Source organism: Maricaulis sp. (assembly GCF_048270095.1).
Lineage (GTDB): Bacteria > Pseudomonadota > Alphaproteobacteria > Caulobacterales > Maricaulaceae > Maricaulis.
Genome location: NZ_JBLWTL010000011.1, coordinates 14,673 through 32,308 on the forward strand (window position 1 = coordinate 14,673; position 17,636 = coordinate 32,308).

Here is a 17,636-nt window from a genome sequence, read left to right on the forward strand (position 1 = left end):
CCGCTCATTCCTCGATGGTCCGGCCGGGTTGGCCTATTCGGTGGCGACGTAGTCGCTGAGCAGTTTTTCCTGCCGTGCGCGTTCCACCTTTGACGAAAACTGCTCATTGATGCGCTGTTCCTGCAACGTTTTGACCAGGGTGACGAGCGACCCGGTCAGAAACAGCACGCCCATGCCGACATAGCCTTTGGTCGACATGTCGACGGGCATCAGGATCAGTGACAGTCCCAGCATGGCATACGCTGCGATGACGCAGGCATAATTGAAGCTGACCCAGAGTTTGGATTGTCCCAGCATGATGATCTCCTTCAGACCGTTTGGGTGTGGCCGGCATTGATGCCGGCTTCAGTGCAGGCCTTGAGGCGGGCCAGCACATCAGCACCGCGCGTCTGCAACGGCGTGCCGAGCCCGTTCGCGGCCATGCGCTCGACCAGGTCATCACCATTCAACTCGGCGTCGATCTGGTCGAGAATATCGAATTCTTCTGTCGTATCGGTGCGTTCCAGGGCTCGCTTTAGGACAGCCTCACCTTCGACGATCGCCGCCATGCCAGCAAAATCGCCGCGCAAGTCGCGGGTCGCGCCGCGCTCTGCTTCCATTGAGCGGGCCGTGGTCAGGCCGAGCCGCAACTCGACCAGTCGCCGGTCGGTTTTTTCGATCATCAGGCGCAGCCGCCGGGCGGCCAGGGCTGTGCGTTCGAGCGTCTGTTCGCGCACTGATTGCTCGCGCTCAAGCTCTGCGACAGCGTCGGCGCCTTCGCTGGCGAAGGCATCCATGCCGGCTTTCATCGCCGCTGTTACACGGCTCTCCAGATCGCCAATCCGCGATGTGACGCCGGCGAGGGCGCGTTTCTCATTGCGTTCTCGCAGGATCATGGTGGCCAGTGCGCGTTTAGCGCGGTCATGCCCGGCACTGGCTTCGCGCAATTTCTGCTCGAGGATGAGCACAGTATGACCGTCTTCAAGTTCGTCTCTCGCCTGGGCACTGCGACCGCGCAGGATGGTGATGAATGTCTTGAACATCAGTATCTCCTTTAATGAACTATGTTCATAAAAAACGGTAGAGCTGAATCCGGTTCACGCAAGCGGGAAAATGGGCGGGGCGCGAAATAGTTTTCCATTCCTCGCCCACCCGCCTGGAATCAGGCCGCCACCAGGCCCTTGAAGGGGTGAAGCGTGTGCGCGCGGTAGCTCTGGGCCGGCTCTTCGGCGCCAATGCCATATTCCTCGGGCCAACCCTCGGGCATGTGCAGCGTGCCGAATATCCGGTCGATGAAGGCAAAATGGACCGCGAAATTCTTGTTGTGGGCGGCTACCTCCTCGGCATGGTGCCAGTGATGGTGGCGCGGGGTCACGAAGACGGGCTCCAGCCAGCGCAGATCCCAGTCGATATTGGCGTGGATGAAAGTTGCGTGAAATCCGATCATCAGGGCATAGGCATTGACGGCCGCCTGGTCGAAACCGAGCAGAAAGACGGGGGCCAGGGTCGCGGTGCGGGTGATCAGGGCCTCCAGCACGTGCAGTCGCGAGCTGGCGAGCCAGTCCATCTGTTTCGAGGAGTGGTGCACCGCGTGGATGCGCCACAGGAAGGCCTCACTGTGATAGGCACGATGAACAGCGTATTCGACCAGATCGACGGCCAGCATGATCGCGAAGAACTGCACGATGAACGGAAGGGATGAGATAAATTCCGTCACCGGTTCGAACCGGGCCCAGCCCAGCCCGTGTACGAGCAGGAAATTGGTGCCGGCCAGATAGGCACCGAGCAGAAGGTGCATGACGAAAAAATGCTTCAGATCGAGTGACCAGTCCTCACGCAAGACCGGTTGGTGTTCGCGTAGCGGCGCCGCCTTTTCAAGCAGGATGAAGACCAGGCCGGTCGAGAGCAGGCCGAGCACAAACCAGTCCAGCCCGATATAGAATGGCGAGGCCTGTAGCGGCCCCAGCGGCGTGTCGGCACCACCCAGCAGGGCCGCCAGCGCCAGGACTGCAAGGCCGGCACCGGCGACGGTCAGGCGTTTGCGCACCAGGCCCAAAACGCCACACAGTCCGGACAGGATCATCAGCGCACCGAGCCCGGCCCGCAGGGTCGGGATGTCGTAATTGGCGCGCAATTCCGGGATCGTGAGATGCGCCGGAAAGTGGAACGCCAGAACAGCGCCCAGGCTCAAGACGCCGAACAGCAGCGAAAGATAGGCGGCGAGCCAGCCATCGCCAATCCGGAAAGCCCCGCGTGCCGGACGCAGGCGCAACCAATGGCGCAGTGAGGCGGGCCGGGCGAGGGTGCTGAGGTTGAAACTATAGGGCATCATGGCGATCACTTTTTAAAACGAACGATGTTCACAAAATGAATGTGAATCGGATTCAGGCAAGTGAAAAAGAACATTGTTCGTTATTGTTTCCCCGCTAGCCTCGGGCCATGAAAAATCCCGCCACCGCCACGCCCGAAACCAAACCCGCCACCCGCCCGCGTGGGCGGCCCGGGTTGACCGATCAGAACCGCGAGGCTGCCTTGCAGGCTGCGCGCGACCTTCTGGCCGAATCAGGATTGCCGGGGCTGCAGGCGAGGGCGATTGCCGGGCGTGCCGGACTGAGTGTCGGTTCGATCTACAAACTATTCGGCGATATCGAGGCGCTGGTCCGCACCCTCAACCGCGAAACCCATCGTGAATTCGCCGCCCATCACAGCGCCGCGCTCGCGGAGCTCGATCCGGGCGAGACCGACGTGATGGTGCCGCTGATGGCGCTGGCGCGGGCCTATATCGATTTTGTGATCGCCAATGAGCGCCGCTGGGCCGCCGTTCTGCAGACCAGCCAGCGCCGCGCCGGGCCACGTCCACCCGATTATTCCCAGTCGGAAAACGCCCTGTTTGCGATTGTCGAGACAGTGATCGAGGGCGTGCCGGGATTCGCTGACCCGGCCCTGCGGGCCCGTGCGGCACGCGCCATGTGGGCCAGCGTGCATGGCATCGTCACCATTACTCTGCCCAATAGCCGCGCCGAGGATCCCGCGGCCGACACGATGTCGCAAATCGAGCTGATCATCGGTGCCGTGATCCGTGATGCCGGTGGCGCACCGCAGAGCTGACTTGCATCCTACCGCACAGCCGGACTAAAAAGCGCCTCCTGACCAGCACAAGCTGTCGGGCTTGGTCCCAGGGCGGTTAGCTCAGCTGGGAGAGCATCTCGTTTACACCGAGAGGGTCGGGGGTTCGAGCCCCTCACCGCCCACCAGCCTTCGCTGCGGAGTAGCGAAGGCTGTCACGCCATAGCCCGAAGGGCGACGGCGGACCGCTCGCCATCCCGCAGCTACGGCTGGGCAAGCCCCGACATCAAGGCCACCGGCGACGGCGGACCGCTCGCCATCCCGCAGCTACGGCTGGGCGGGCCCCAGCATCAACACCTCCGGCGACGGCGGACCGGTCGCCATCCCGCAGCGACAGCCGCGCAGGGCTCACACCCAAATCCCCTTGTTAATCCGCCATCCCGCCAGCGCTCGCAGCGCGGCGTCTTGATCACACTTCACAGCTTGCCTCCCGGGCCCCACGCGCTAGCCTGCCATGGACACATTGTTCTTTGGGGAGCCGCTCATGTCCGTTTTCAGATCCATCGCTGCACTGCTCGTGCTCGGGCTGGCCTCGCCTGTCCTGGCTGAGCCGATCGGTTTTTTTCAGCTGGCGGACACGCGTTATGATTCCGGGGTTCCGGTGCCGGAAGCCCGATTCGGCTTCGGGTTGGGCGAGCGGCCGGTGCGCCATGAGCAGATGGTCAGCTATCTCACCGAGATCGCGCAGGGCTCGGACCGCATCACGGTCGAGACGATCGGCTACACCCATGAACACCGACCGATCCTGTTCTTCGTGGTTACCGCGCCGGAAAACCAGGCCCGCATCGAGGATATCCGCGCGGCCCATCTGGCCCAGCTCGACCCGGCGGCGGCGGCTGGTAGCGGGCCGGCAATTATCTGGTTGAATTACGGCGTCCATGGCGCCGAACCGTCCGGCATGGATGCGGCTATTCCGATGCTCTACCATCTCGCCGCCGCCGAGGGAGACGAGATCGAGCAGACCCTGCGCGACAGCGTTGTGCTCATCACCGCGGTCTTCAATCCGGATGGCCATAGCCGGCGCGCCGGCCTGGTCGAAATGTTTGGCTCCGACACTGCCGTGACAGATCCGGCCCATGCCCAGCACAATTGGCCCAGCGCCCGCACCAATCACTACTGGTTCGACCTCAATCGCCAATGGCTCTTGCAGACCCAGCCGGAGTCGCGCGCCTGGCTGACCCAGTGGCATCGCTGGAAGCCACAGGTTTCGGCTGATTTCCACGAGATGGGGACGGACGCGACCTTCTATTTTCATCCCGGCGAACCGCGTCGCCTCAACCCGCTGATCCCGGGACGGGCACGCGAGCTGACCCGCAACATCGCCCAGCATCATATCGGCTTTCTCGATCAAGAGGCGCGCCTCTACACGACCGAGGAAGGCTTTGACAATTTCTATGTCGGCAAGGGCTCGACCTATCCCCAGGTCAATGGCTCGCTCGGCATCCTGTTCGAGATCGGCTCGGCGCGCGGCGGTCTGATCGAAAGCGATCATGGCCTGGTCAGCCATGCTGACAATGTCCGGACCCAGTTCCGCACCGGGCTGACGACCATTGCCGGCGCCCTGGCCCAGCGTAGCGAGATCGCGGCCTATCAGCGTCAATTCTTCGCCGATGCCGCCGTCAGTGCCGGCCGTGACCGCACAAGCGGCTACGTCTTCTCCGCCGAAGGCGATCCGGCCCGGCTCAATCTCTTCCTCGACCTGCTCGACCGCCATGATGTCACGGTTCACGCGCTGGCCCGTGACCTGCGCGCCGATGGCCGCACCTATCGCGCCGGCGAGGCCTACATCGTGCCGATGCAACAGCCACAATATGTGATGATCCGCGCCCTGTTCGACCGGGTCACGAGTTTCGAGGAGAATGTTTTCTATGACGTTTCCGGCTGGACCCTGCCGCTGGCCTATGACCTGGAATACTCGGCCCTGACAGGCAATCTGTCGGCCCAGTCGCTCGGTGAGATGGCCCACCCTGGCGATATCACTTTCAGTGCGCCGCCGGTCTCGAGCTATGGCTATGTCCTGCGCTGGTCGGATTATTATGCGCCGCGGGCCCTCTATCGCCTGCTTGATGCGGATATCCGTGTTCGCGTCGCAACCGAGAGGGCCATGATCACGACCCAGGACGGGTTGATCGAATTCGGCCCGGGCACGACCTTCATCCCCCTGGTCGGGCAGGATGCCAGCGCTGCTGAGATCCATGGTCTCGTCAGCCGGATCGCTGCCGAAGATGGTGTGCCGGTTTATTCGGCCATGACCGGCTCAACACCGGGCGACACGCCGGATCTGGGCGATCGCAATGGTTTCCGTCCGATCGAGCGTCCGGAAATCCTGCTATTGTTCGATGATGGCATCTCGCTCTATGACGCCGGCGAAGTCTGGCATCAGCTTGACCATCGTATGCAAATCCCGGTCACCCTGCGCCGCAAGAGCGAGCTCGCTGGCCTCGACTGGTCGCGCTATACGCATCTGGTTGTCGTCGGCGGCAATAATACCGGTTTTGCCAGTGGCGACCTGGAGCGTATTCGCGACTGGATCCGCGATGATGGCGGCGTGTTGATCGCTTCGCGTCAGGGCGCACAGATGGCCCAGGAGGCATTCTTCGGCACGGATGAAGGCGGGGATGATGAGGTTCCCGCGACCGGTGACCCGGCGCGGCGTGATTATGGTGCCATGCCGGTGGATGATGCCGAGCATGTAATTGGCGGCGCGATCTTCGCCGGTGATCTCGATACCAGCCACCCGATCGGTTTCGGCTATTCGGACCGGTTCATCGCGGTGCACCGAAATACCGAAATCGTGCTGGAACGGCCTCAAGACGATCCATTTGCCGTCGTCGTTGAATATGCCGCCGACCCGCTTCTGTCCGGCTACGCCTCACAGCGACGGCGCGACGAGATCGCCGGAACGCCGGCGGTGATCGCCCAGCGGCTGGGACGGGGGTCGGTGGTGATGTTCGCCGACAACCCGAATTTCCGCGCCACGTTCCGCGGTCCCGAGAAAATGTTCCTCAACGCGGTCTTTTTCGGCAGTCTGATCGATCGTCCGCGCGGAGACTACTAGCGGCGTGTTGTTGGCCAGGGGCGGGTCTGGGCGTATGCCCTGACTATCCCTGGTCCAGGATATCTGTGAGGTCTGCCGGGCTCGCGGCATCGAATACGCGCACATCCGCCCGTGGGGCATGGCGCGCAATCGCGTCGGCCGTTTCGGCAGCGCTGACCGGGCCGGGTGTCATCTCGTTGATAATTACCGTGCAGCGACCGTCCAGCGCGCGCAGGGCTGTCAAGGTGTGCGAGATCGTGCCGAGATAATTGCCGGCCACCAGGACGGGCCGCGCATCGAGTTCGCGGATCAGGTCGAGATTGAGCCCGTCTTCGGCAATCGGCGACATGACGCCGCCCGCGCCCTCGATCAGGGTCGGGCCAGCCGGATCGAGATGATCGAGACACCAATTGACCAGTGGCGCCAGTTTGAGTTCGCGCTTTTCCAGCCGCGCCGCCATGTCCGGTGATATCGCGGCCTTGAAGCGCCAGGGCGTCATCGCCTGCACAGCCTGGGCACTGAGTTCCTGGCCGTTGGCGCGCAGCAGGCGGATTGTATCGGTGGCGGACAGGGCATCGGGATCGAAACCGGAGGCGACCGGTTTGAGCACGCGTGCGGGCCGCCCTGAGGCGCGCAGGGCTGACAACAGCGCACATAGAATATGGGTCTTGCCGATATCGGTGCCGGTTCCGGTGAAGAAATAGGGCCGTCGCATCATTCCGCCGCCTCATGCTGTGGTGCCCAGGCCGCGACCAGACCGGCGAGACGGTCAATATCAGCCTCATCATGAGCGGCCGAAAACGTGATGCGCAGGCGCGCCGTTCCACGCGGCACGGTCGGCGGCCGGATCGCCGTGACGAGGAAACCCTCGGCCCGCAATTGTGCCGAGGCGTCAAGCGCAGCGGTTGCGCTGCCCAGAATCACCGGCACGATCGGCGAGACGGGCTCGGGCAGGCCGGCGGCGGCGCAAAAACGCCGCGCCAGCCGGGTCGGACGTTCGCACAGCGCCGGCTCGCTTTCGATCAGATCGAGCGCCTTGAGCGCGGCGGCGATACTGGCCGGCGCCGGGGCAGTGGTGAAGACGAGTGGGCGGGCGCGGGTGCGCAACAGCTCGCACACGGCGTGCGAAGCACACAGATAGCCGCCATAGCTGCCGAGCGCCTTCGAGAGGGTCCCCATCTGCAGCGGGGCCTGGACGGGCGGTGTAAAGGCGTGTGCCGACCCGCGTCCGCCAGCGACAACGCCGACCCCATGGGCGTCATCGACCAGAAGCCAGGCATCATGACGGTCAGCCAGCACCTGCAGGCCAGGCAGGGGCGCCAGATCGCCATCCATCGAGAACACGCCATCGGTCAGGATCATGGCGCGCCGGGCCTCGGGGCGTCGCTCGGCGAGCTTCGCTGAAAGGTCACTGAGATCATTGTGGCGGAAAGTCTCGACCCGGGCGCGTGAAAGTTGCGCGCCGGCGAACAGGCAGGCATGCGCCAGTTCATCGATCAGAATCAGATCGCCGGAGCCGAGCAGGGCGGGGGTTATCGCGAGATTGGCCAGATAGCCGGAGCCGAACACGATGCAGTCCTCAGCGCCTTTGAAGCGGGCGAGCCGTGTTTCCAGTTCGAACAGCAGCGGGTGACCGCCCGTGACCAGGCGCGAGGCCCCCGAGCCAGTGCCGTGGCGGGCTGTTGCGGCCTGGGCGGCGGCAATCACTTCGGGATGGCGGCTGAGGCCGAGATAATCATTGGAGCAGAAATTGAGCAGGGATTGGCCATGCTGCTCGACTTGCACCGCGTCCCGACCATCGGTTTCGACAATGCTGCGGCGCAGCTGCCGGCGTTCCAGCCCGGCCAGTTTACTGCTCGCAAAAGCATCAAGCGTTGCAGAGGCAGGCAGGGTGCCGGATCTCGGCTCGGGGCGGGCGTCGGTCGATTTCATCTCAGCCCTGTCGCACAGAAACCAGGCCTGCTAAAGCCCTGCCGATGAAAACATCACGTCCGGATCCGGCCAGCCTGCACCTCTGGCGTCCCTATACCCAGATGAAGACCACACCGGCGGCGCTGCCGGTCACATCCGCCGAGGGCGTGCGCCTGCACCTCGCTGACGGCCGCACGCTGATTGATGGCATCTCCTCCTGGTGGACGGTTTGCCATGGCTATCGCCACCCTCACATCATCGAAGCGGTGAAGGATCAGCTCGATCGGGTGCCGCATGTCATGCTCGGCGGGCTGACCCATGACCCCGCCGAGCGGCTGGCGGCCCGCCTGGCGGCCTTGGCGCCAGGCGATCTCAATCATGTCTTTTTCTGCGAGTCCGGCTCGGTCTCCGTCGAGATCGCGATGAAAATGGCGATCCAGTACTGGATCAACCAGGGTATTCTTGGCCGTACACGCTTCGTGGCTTTTCGCGGCGGCTATCATGGCGACACCATTGCCACCATGTCGGTCTGCGATCCCGATGAAGGCATGCATTCGCTGTTCGCCGGCTCGCTGCCACATCAGATCATCGCCGACCTCCCGGTCGATGCCGGTTCGCGGGCGCGTTTCGAGGCGCTGCTCGATGCGCAAGCCGGCGAGATTGCCGGTGTGATGACCGAGCCGCTGGTGCAGGGGGCAGGGGGGATGAAATTCCACAGCCCTGAAACCCTGCAGGCCATGCGCGAAGCTTGCGATGCCCGTGGCCTGCCGCTGATCTTTGACGAGATCATGACCGGCTTTGGCCGCCTCGGCACCCTGTTCGCGGCCGGGAAAGCCGGGGTGACGCCCGATATCATGACAGTCTCCAAGGCGCTGACCGGCGGCACTTTGCCTTTGGCCGCAGCGATTGCCTCGAAACAGATATTCAACGCCTTCTGGAGCGATCAGGCCTCGGCGGCGCTGATGCATGGGCCGACCTATATGGGCAATCCGGCGGCCTGTGCTGCGGCCAATGCCTCGCTGGACCTGTTCGAACGCGAGCCGCGGCTGCAGCAGGTCGCCGCCATTGAGCGTGCGTTTGCGCGGCTCCTTCCGGCGGCGCGTGATATTCCCGGTGTCGTTGATGTGCGCTGGCAGGGTGCGATTGGCGTGATCGAGATGGCCGGCTTGCCCGACCTCGATTCGCTGAAGGCGGAATTTGTCGAATCGGGGATTTGGGTGCGCCCCTTCAACAACATCATCTATCTGATGCCGCCCTTCGTGATCGGGGATAGTGATCTGGAAATACTGATAAACACCTGTCTGGGCGTGACGCGGCGCTGGGCCGGACGGCATTTTGCCGGGCTTTGAGGCAGGCGCTGCATTCATGCTGTTCACCCCTGCCCAAAGTCGCTTGACCGGGCGGCAGTGAAACCTTAGACAAACGCCTCTCGCTGAGGCGGGAACACCAAGCGGGTGTAGCTCAGTTGGTTAGAGCGCCGGCCTGTCACGCCGGAGGTCGCGGGTTCGAGTCCCGTCACTCGCGCCATTTTCTGTCCTCGAGGATTTCGAGAGCGAAAATGGTCCTGGATACGAAGAGGGCCGGCCCAAGGGGGGGGCGGCTCGCGTTGTGGCGCGGCTGGGGAGGTGATCGGCTGCGATTGTGGTGCGTGATTTTGGTCTTGTTTCTGTGTCGCTGATTGCGACCGTTTCCCTGGCGGTTCTGGCGCAGGCGGCCTCGGCCCAGAACGCTCCCAGGAGGCAGCTTGAGGCCGATATCGAGGCCGTCACCAGCCAGCCGGTTGAGGCAGAGGTCCGGGTCATGGGCCCGAACCAGCAGGCCTGGGTCCTCGTGCCGCAAAGCCTTGCGCGAATTGAGGGTGGAACCAGCTATCCGGTTGATGCATTGCCCCAGGGGTACCCGACCGGAAGCACTTTAATGGCTTTGATCGATTCCTTTGCCGAGAGCGACACGGGCGAGAAAACGCCCCGCTCAGGTGTGACGTCATTCTGACCTGCGAAGCGTTCTGATCCGTAGGGAAGGCGTGTACAGCGGCGGACAATGGCGTGCGGTCTGACATGACGCAGGCTACGGCGGACGTGCACGCATTCCTTCGGCCCCTGGTGTTGTCCTGCCCATCGCCGGCCGGCGCGGTCAGTCCCAGGCGTCCCGCTCGGCATCAGCGATGTCGGCGAGTTGCTCGACCCCGGCTGCGGCGATCCGGGCCCGGCGAATGCCCTGTTGGGCCCGGTTGTTCAGCGATGGGTCGAGTTCCATCACCCGATAATAGTAATTCTCCGCCGCGCTGGTATCGCTCACCAGTTCCGAACAAATTCCCAGATTCAGGAGCAGGCCGGCGCTGTTGGGCTCCAGCCCTTCAAGCGCCCCCCATTCCTGGCAGGCGTCATAGACAGCGTCATTCTGGGCCAGGTCAGTCGCGTATTCGAAGGCGGGGCGACTGGCCTCGCTGACAGTGTCCGCATTAGTGAAGAAGGCCGCCCTGAACTGCTGATTGTGCGGCGCCACGTCGAGCAGGACGGCGCTGGCGATACCCTGGGCGGCCTGGTATTCCAGCTGGCCATAAGTGCGTGATGCGGCCTGACCGGGACACCAGCTGTCCTGGGCACGATTGCGGTGATCCCGGGAATAGACGATGCGCCCGGTGCGGGCATCGATCAGATCTATCTGGGCTGCCAGGTCGATATAATAGCGCGTGCAGGTCACTTCGCGATTGACGCGGGAGGCACAGCGGTCATCGCCGGAGCGCACGCAAACCGATTGCGTGGTCTGATAATATTCTTCCTGACGGCGGTCATTGATCATGCGGCCGCCATAATGACCATCGGCACGCCGTTGGTCGCGCACCACGGTGAAGAAACGCTGCCCGTCCAGCGTATGGCGTCCCAGCGCGGTCTCCAGAGCGTCGCGTACGGCATTGCCGCCGCGGCCCCGCAGGTCATCGACATAGACGACGCGCAAGAGTGAGGCCTCGGGATGCCGGGCCGGGACGACGACCGAGACCGGGACCGTGGTCGCGCAGGCACCCAGCAGAAGTGCAAGGCCGAGCGCGCAGGCGCGGAGCATCGTGTTGGTCGCCATGAACTTTCTCCCGAAATATTCCAGCTTGGCTGGTCTGCAAAAAGGTTAACGGGAAATGGCGGCAATGCAACGTCTGTTGGACTGCCTGGGCCGCTGTGTCGTGGGGGCCAAGGGGGCTGTGGCAGGGCGCGCGGGCATCGCACCGGTCTTGCGAAATGACTTGCTGCGTCCGCCTATCCGTGGGAGAGGGCGCTCAACACACCGTGCGTAGATGATGTCGATCTCATCGACGGTGTGCGTTGGCGAGATTAACTGCGTATCGATCCCAGCCAAACCAGACGTGCCGCGTGCGGTACACCGACATGGCGGCTGTTCTACGCAAGCTTCCTCGATGCAAAACCGGCGTCGCACGCGGTGGGCTATGGCTCCCGCGGCGGACGCCTATTATGAAAGCGTGCCCGACTTGACCAAATTTACCGAACTCGGCCTTGCCGAACCTATCCTTCGCGCCCTGACGTCGGAGGGCTATGAAAGCCCGACCCCGATCCAGGCCGAATTCATCCCGGACATGCTGGCCGGGCGCGACCTTGTCGGCATTGCCCAGACCGGGACTGGCAAGACCGCGGCCTTCCTTCTGCCCATCCTCAACGGATTGGCAGCGGCGGCAGGGCCGGTCGAGCCGAAATGCTGCCGTGCCTTGATCCTGACGCCGACGCGCGAGCTGGCGGCACAGATCGAACAGGCGATCCGCACCTATGGCCGCCATGTGCGCTATTCCGTGGCGCTGGTGGTGGGTGGTGCCAAGCCGTTCCCGCAAATTCGCGCCCTGTCGCGCGGTGTCGACATCGTCGTCGCCACGCCAGGCCGGCTGGTCGACCACATGGAATCCGGCGCCATCAAGCTCAACCAGACCCGTACCCTGGTGCTCGATGAAGCTGACCAGATGCTCGATCTCGGCTTTCTCCCGGCGGTGCGCGATATCTCGGCCAAGCTCAATTTCAATCGCCAGACCGTTTTGACCTCGGCGACCATGCCGAAACAGATCCGTGCCCTGATCAAGGACCTCCTGAAGGATCCGAAACACATCTCGGTCTCCGCGCAGTCGCAGCCAATCGAATTGATCGATCAGCGCGTCATCCTGTGCAATCGCGGGTCAAAGCGTTCGCTCCTGCTCGACATCCTGTCGACCCAGGACATGACGCGCGGCATCGTGTTTACGCGCACCAAGCGCGGCGCCGACCGCGTGCATGAGCATCTCATCAAATACGGGCTCAATGCCAAGGCGATCCATGGCGACAAAACCCAGGGCGACCGGACGCGGGCGCTGGACGGCTTCCGCCGCGGCAAGATCAAGATCCTCGTCGCCACCGATGTCGCGGCGCGCGGCATTGATGTCGATGACGTCTCCCATGTCGTCAATTACGAGATGCCCAATGTGCCGGAGGCCTATGTCCACCGGATCGGCCGCACAGCGCGGGCCGGCAAGACCGGCATCGCCATCTCGCTCGTGGACAATAGTGAAAAACATTACCTGCGCGAGATCGAGCATCTGATCGGGACCGATATCCCCAAGCGCGGTGCCGGCCATGTTGTCGAGCTCGAGGGTGATGAGGCGGAGGCGGCTGTGCCGAGCAAACCGCGCGCCAAGCCCGTCAAGCGGGCCTTCAAGGCGCAAACGGGCGGACGCGATGGTGACGCGCCCAAACGCAGTGGCGAACGTGCGGCGCCGCGAGGCAAGCCGGCTGGTGCGCCGCGCACCGGTGATGATTTCAAGCGCCGCGAAGGACGCCCGGCACCGGCAGCCTATGCCGGCCGGGACGGGGCGGCGCGCGCTGAGGGCCGACGGGGGCCTCGGGACAAGTCATCCGCTGGTACGGCGCGTGATGGTGACGAGTTCAAGCGCCGCGATGCACGCCCGGCCAAGGCCGGCCATCCCGGCCGCGATGGTGAAAAGCGGGGCGATGCCCGCCCGGCGGCGCGCGGCAAGCCCGGCAAGGGGCCGCGCGATGGCGAGAAGCGCGGTGAGGGCCGTCCGGCCTCCCACGGCAAGCCCTCCGGGCCCGCGAGGGACGGGGGAAAGCCGAAATTCAAGGGTGGTGAGCGCTCCAAGGGTACGGCTTCGAAGGGCGGTGAAGGCAAGATCTTCAAGCCCCGCCGTCCGGGCAGCCGCCCATCCTGATCGGGCAATCGCCAGATCGACGTCCCGATACATAAACGGCCGCCTTTCGGGGCGGCCGTTTTCATTATTGCCGGGGCCTGGCCTGATGGGCCGCCTAGAAGGGACGGCCAACAAAGACATAGACAGACTGGCGGTCGGCATCGGAGCGGCCATAGGCCAGATAGACCGGGCCCATCACCGTATCGGCCGCGAGGAAGACGCTGCCCGCCAGGGTGATGTCGGAGGTGCTGGCCAGATCCGGATCGGCCCAGACATTGCCGGCCTCAAGCGAGGTGCCGGCATAGATCGGGACGCCGAAGGCCTGGGCATCGCCGCCGTTCAGCCGCCGCCGATAGACCAGCCGGCCGAGGGCATAGGTTTCACCGATCAGCTCTTCGTCCTTATAGCCGGACAGGCTGAACAGGCCACCGATCCGGTAAAGGGATTCGAGCGGCATCGTGCCTGACAGGCTGGAGGCGGCGTCGAGCTGGGCGATCAGCGTATCGGGGCCGCGCGACCAGACCTGCATGGCGTGCGCTTCAAGCGTTTCGAAATCAGCGCTGGCGCCAATCGCTTCGCGAGCGACCGACCAGCGCGATGACAGGCGCACGCCCCGGGTCGGGAAGAAGGCGCTGTCGAGCGTATCGAGCCCGGCGGACAGATTGAACTGACCGATATCCACCGCAATGGTTTCAGGCGTCGCAAAGCCGTCATGCAGACGCGCCTCGCCGGTGCCGCGCTGATAGCCGAAGCGGATCTCCGCCGGGAAATCGAATTGCCAGCCGGCATCAAGCTGTATTTCGGCGAAATTGGCGCGGTAGGAGCCGGTCCGGAAACCGTCCTCGCGATAACGCGGGACATTGCGCATGACGACATTGACGCGCGGCGCCACGAAGAGATGTTGCGCGGTGTCGAAGAGTTTGAACACTTCCGCGGTCAGGCCGAAGCGGTCACCAAATACGGCGTCTACCCGGACTTCGGAGCCGAAACGGTCGATCGGTGGCGACCGGTATTCCAGGGAAATACGGTATTCGTCATTGCCGTCGAAATCATTTTCCAGCGTCATGCCGGCGCGGATTCTCGCGACATCATCGGCGCGCGCGACGGCATCGATCACCAGCGCAGTGTTTTCACCGTTCTCGCGCAATTCATAGGTGACCCACTCGAACGCCCCCAGGCCGTAAATCCCGGCGAGATCGTCGGACAGGCCCGCGACATCGAGGTCTTCGCCCGGTGTCTGGCGGACATGGGAGAGCAGGACGGTATCGTCGAGCCGGGAGGTGTTTTCGATCAGGACTTCATCAATCCGGGGCAGGGGACGCGAGACCAGCCGGGTATGATTGGTCGCGAGCGCCTGCAATTGTCCCAAATAGGCATTGGCGGCTAGTGTGCCGGCCTCGATCAACTCGACCCCGCGGGCAAAGTCGCCTGTCGTCAGCGTGCCCTGATCGACCTGGATCAGGATGTCTTGCGGTCCGAGCAGGGCGAGTTGCGCGGTCTCGTTGGAGCGCACAAGCAGCGTCATCGACTGGGCCATCAGATCGACGCCGGTGCGCAATTCCCCGGCCGTCATCAGGCGTCCCTGCATCGCCACGACGATGATGATATCGGCACCCATCGCCTGGGCGACATCAATCGGGATATTCTTGCTCAACCCGCCATCCACGAGAAGCCGTCCGTCGATCTCCGCAGGTGGCAGCACGCCGGGCACGGCCATTGAGGCGCGCATCGCCATCGCCAGGTCGCCTTCCTCCAGGCTCACAGGCTCGCCTGTGACGATATCGGTCGCGACCGCGCGGAAGGGAATCGGCATGTCGTCGAACGAGCCGCGCCCTGGATTGAGCACCATATTGCGCAGGGAGAGATTGAGGTTCTGGTCGTTGATGAAGGCCCGCGGCAGGCGCAGCCCGTCGCGATCAATGTTGAAACTCAGTTCGGCCGGGAAATTCTCCTCCTCGCGCCGGCGGCGGTAGGAGAGCGAGCGGCGCGGCGAAGCGGAGCTGAAAATGCGTTGCCAGTCCATCCCGAGCACGGCCTGCTCGAGCTGGTCGGCCGAATAGCCTGTCGCGTAGAGACCACCGACCACGGCCCCCATGGATGTGCCGACGATCAGGTCAGGTTGGACACCCGCCTGCTCGAGCGCGCGGATGACACCGACATGGGCAATGCCCAGCGCGCCACCACCCGAGAGGACCAGCGCAATGCGGGGATGGTTACACGGCGCCGGGGCGGGATTGCAGCGCGTCCAGCGGTCCGGTTCGGTGACCGGCGGTGGCTGCGTCATCAGACCGTCGGCATAATCAGAGCGCGGGGCCGGCGGGTTCTCATTGGTCTGTGCCATGGCCGCGCTCGCGGCGGCCGCACCGAGCGCAGCGCAGGTCAGGAGCCGAAACCAGTCTCTGAAACGGGATGCCATGCTGATTTCCATATCCTGATCCGTGCGGCAGTGCCGCCGCCATCACCTTGGTCGAGGAGCGAGAGGTCAAGGTCAAGGCTTCGATCGCGCAATCGCGCCTTGCCCTTGGGGGGTAATCACCGCACTTTCTGGCGAAGTTGTGTCTTGGGGGATGAAATGCGCATTATTCTGTCAGCGATTTTGGGCTTGGGACTCGCCGCTTGCGGCCAATCAAGCGAACCGTCCGCGCCACCCGCATCTGACCCCGCGACCATCCGCGTGCTCGACCAGGGCGAGATCATTGGGTCACGCACGGCTCGCGGTGCCGAGGCGTGGCGCGGTCTGGCCTTCGCCGCACCGCCGGTCGGGGATTTGCGCTGGCGCGCGCCGCGCCCCGTTTCGCCACATGAAGGTGTGTTCGAAGCGCTGACATCGCCGGAGCGCTGCGCCCAGATCACCAATGGCTTTGATTCCGACCTGGAACCGGATCAATTGATCGGCGGCGAGGATTGTCTCTATCTCGATGTCTACGCCCCCGCGGATGCCCGCGACCGCGAGCTGCCGGTGATGGTCTTCATCCATGGCGGGGCCAATACATGGGGTTATGCGGGTCAGTATGACGGCTCGCAGCTCGCGCTCGACCAGGATGTCATCGTGGCAGTCATCCAGTATCGGCTCGGCCCGCTCGGCTGGTTCGCGAATCCTGCGTTGCGCGCAGACGCGCAGACAGCCGAGGATGCGGCCGCGAATTTTGCCTTGCTCGACCAGATCGCGGCCCTCGCCTGGGTGCGCGACAATATCTCGGCCTTTGGCGGTGATGCGCAGCGGGTGACGATTTTCGGCGAGAGCGCCGGCGCCCAGAATGTTCTGGCCCTGATGGCCTCGCCGCTGGCGGATGGTCTCTTCCATCGTGCGATCGCCCAGAGCGGGACGATGCGCAGCGTGTCCCTGGCACGCGCCGAAGGCACCGAGCCCTTGCCGCCGAGCGCGCTGAATGAAATCGCCGGGCTGGAAGCCGGGGCCCGCTTCGCCGGTGCCAATGCGCCGGCCAGCGCCTTGAGAGCAGCCTCGCTCGAGGAAGTCTTTGCCGCCTATGGCGAGGCGGATATGCCGCGCGTGATCGAAGATGGTGTGACCTTGCCGGTCGGCGGCATGCGTGCGGTCTTCGCTGACCCGGCGCGCCAGTTCGTGCCCCTGATTACCGGCAGCAATCGCGATGAGAGCCGCCTCTATCTCGCCTTCGACCCGGAGTTCACCAAGACGACATTCGGAGTGATCCGCAATCGGCGTGACCCGGCGCGCTATGTCGCCAATGGCGATTTCGGTGCCCGGCTCTGGCGGCTCGACGGCGTCGATGACGCGGCCGATCGCCTCATCGCGGCCGGGCATGACCAGGTCTGGGCCTATCGCTTTGACTGGGATGAAGGCGGTTCCTTGCTCTTCACCGACACCGGCGCCCTGCTCGGCGCGGCGCACAGCATGGAGTTGCCCTTTGTGTTCAACGATTTTTCGATTCTCTACGGCGATATCGGCAAAGTCCTGTTCACCAACGCCAATGCCGAGGGCCGGCAGGCCGTCGCCAGCGCGATGGGCGCCTATTGGGGCGCCTTTGCTCATGCCGGCGATCCCAATGCGGGTGAGGGGGACTGGATGAACTGGCCGGCCTGGCAATCGGGCGGCCGTCTGTTGCGGTTCGACACGCCGGCCGATGGCGGTCTGGAAATCCTCACCGGCAATGATGACTGGGCGCGCCTGTCTGCTGAAATCATTGCCAATCAGGACATCACGGCCGCTGATCGCTGCGCCATCGCCGGGGTCGCGGCCATGCGCGACGTGGACGCCGGAGCGGCGATGCGCGACGCGTTTGGATGCGCGCCGGCCACCGCCGGGGCTGACTAGGGACAAGTGTATGGCGTCTATGCGGCCGGGCGCAGCCAATGCGAATTGATCCCGGGTGCGCGCAATGCTTGAACGCGGGGGGCTCCTTGAGGGCCATTGCTGGAAAGCCGTGC

At 64.1% G+C, this 17,636-nt stretch carries 13 protein-coding genes and 2 tRNA genes; 8 read left to right on the forward strand and 7 right to left on the reverse strand.

What is annotated here, in order from left to right; translation table 11 throughout:
* Positions 1–33: 33 nt before the first annotated feature.
* The 3 genes from ACN0YJ_RS08140 to ACN0YJ_RS08150 form a co-directional block, all read right to left on the reverse strand.
* Entirely contained in the window at positions 34–297 is a 264-nt protein-coding gene (locus tag ACN0YJ_RS08140; protein WP_176780388.1) for a YiaA/YiaB family inner membrane protein, read from the reverse strand.
* A gap of 11 nt (positions 298–308) precedes the next feature.
* Positions 309–1,022: a PspA/IM30 family protein gene (locus tag ACN0YJ_RS08145; RefSeq protein WP_417495891.1), complete on the reverse strand. Its 714-nt coding sequence runs from the start codon at positions 1,020–1,022 to the stop codon at positions 309–311.
* Between the two features lie 119 nt (positions 1,023–1,141).
* Positions 1,142–2,311, reverse strand: a complete 1,170-nt coding sequence (locus tag ACN0YJ_RS08150; RefSeq protein ID WP_417495892.1) for a sterol desaturase family protein — start codon at positions 2,309–2,311, stop codon at positions 1,142–1,144.
* 173 nt (positions 2,312–2,484) lie between these two features.
* On the opposite strand from ACN0YJ_RS08150, the gene ACN0YJ_RS08155 reads away from it, so the two are divergent.
* The 3 genes from ACN0YJ_RS08155 (at position 2,485) to ACN0YJ_RS08165 (ending at position 6,163) form a co-directional block, all read left to right on the forward strand.
* The gene (locus ACN0YJ_RS08155) at positions 2,485–3,087 is read left to right on the forward strand and encodes a TetR/AcrR family transcriptional regulator (RefSeq protein ID WP_417495893.1); all 603 of its coding nucleotides are present in this window, start codon (positions 2,485–2,487) and stop codon (positions 3,085–3,087) included.
* A 70-nt stretch (positions 3,088–3,157) separates the two neighbouring features.
* A tRNA-Val gene (locus ACN0YJ_RS08160) sits at positions 3,158–3,233 on the forward strand.
* A 356-nt stretch (positions 3,234–3,589) separates the two neighbouring features.
* Positions 3,590–6,163: a M14 family zinc carboxypeptidase gene (locus ACN0YJ_RS08165; RefSeq protein ID WP_417495894.1), complete on the forward strand. Its 2,574-nt coding sequence runs from the start codon at positions 3,590–3,592 to the stop codon at positions 6,161–6,163.
* 43 nt (positions 6,164–6,206) lie between these two features.
* On the opposite strand, the gene bioD is transcribed toward ACN0YJ_RS08165, so the two are convergent.
* Positions 6,207–6,860, reverse strand: a complete 654-nt coding sequence (gene bioD / locus ACN0YJ_RS08170) for a dethiobiotin synthase (RefSeq protein WP_417495895.1) — start codon at positions 6,858–6,860, stop codon at positions 6,207–6,209.
* Positions 6,857–8,074 carry an 8-amino-7-oxononanoate synthase gene (gene bioF / locus ACN0YJ_RS08175; RefSeq protein ID WP_417495896.1) on the reverse strand — a complete coding sequence of 406 codons (1,218 nt, stop codon included), beginning with the start codon at positions 8,072–8,074 and terminating at the stop codon, positions 6,857–6,859. The genes bioD and bioF overlap by 4 nt, the downstream gene beginning before the upstream one ends.
* A 44-nt stretch (positions 8,075–8,118) precedes the next feature.
* On the opposite strand from bioF, the gene ACN0YJ_RS08180 reads away from it, so the two are divergent.
* The 3 genes from ACN0YJ_RS08180 to ACN0YJ_RS08190 all read left to right on the forward strand — a co-directional run bounded on the left by ACN0YJ_RS08180 (position 8,119) and on the right by ACN0YJ_RS08190 (position 10,045).
* Positions 8,119–9,402 (forward strand): adenosylmethionine--8-amino-7-oxononanoate transaminase, encoded by a 1,284-nt coding sequence (locus ACN0YJ_RS08180; RefSeq protein ID WP_417495897.1) that lies wholly within the window; start codon positions 8,119–8,121, stop codon positions 9,400–9,402.
* A gap of 101 nt (positions 9,403–9,503) precedes the next feature.
* Positions 9,504–9,580, forward strand: a tRNA-Asp gene (locus ACN0YJ_RS08185).
* A 117-nt stretch (positions 9,581–9,697) separates the two neighbouring features.
* Complete coding sequence (locus tag ACN0YJ_RS08190) at positions 9,698–10,045, forward strand: hypothetical protein (RefSeq protein WP_417495898.1); 348 nt, start codon at positions 9,698–9,700, stop codon at positions 10,043–10,045.
* Between the two features lie 141 nt (positions 10,046–10,186).
* On the opposite strand, the gene ACN0YJ_RS08195 is transcribed toward ACN0YJ_RS08190, so the two are convergent.
* Positions 10,187–11,131, reverse strand: a complete 945-nt coding sequence (locus tag ACN0YJ_RS08195; RefSeq protein ID WP_417475942.1) for a hypothetical protein — start codon at positions 11,129–11,131, stop codon at positions 10,187–10,189.
* A 403-nt stretch (positions 11,132–11,534) separates the two neighbouring features.
* On the opposite strand from ACN0YJ_RS08195, the gene ACN0YJ_RS08200 reads away from it, so the two are divergent.
* Entirely contained in the window at positions 11,535–13,250 is a 1,716-nt protein-coding gene (locus ACN0YJ_RS08200) for a DEAD/DEAH box helicase (protein WP_417495899.1), read from the forward strand.
* 94 nt (positions 13,251–13,344) lie between these two features.
* Here ACN0YJ_RS08200 and ACN0YJ_RS08205 read toward each other — a convergent pair whose 3' ends face one another.
* Positions 13,345–15,645, reverse strand: a complete 2,301-nt coding sequence (locus tag ACN0YJ_RS08205; protein ID WP_417495900.1) for a patatin-like phospholipase family protein — start codon at positions 15,643–15,645, stop codon at positions 13,345–13,347.
* A 156-nt stretch (positions 15,646–15,801) separates the two neighbouring features.
* On the opposite strand from ACN0YJ_RS08205, the gene ACN0YJ_RS08210 reads away from it, so the two are divergent.
* On the forward strand, positions 15,802–17,523 hold the full coding sequence (locus ACN0YJ_RS08210) for a carboxylesterase/lipase family protein (protein WP_417495901.1): 1,722 nt from the start codon (positions 15,802–15,804) through the stop codon (positions 17,521–17,523).
* Positions 17,524–17,636 lie beyond the last annotated feature (113 nt).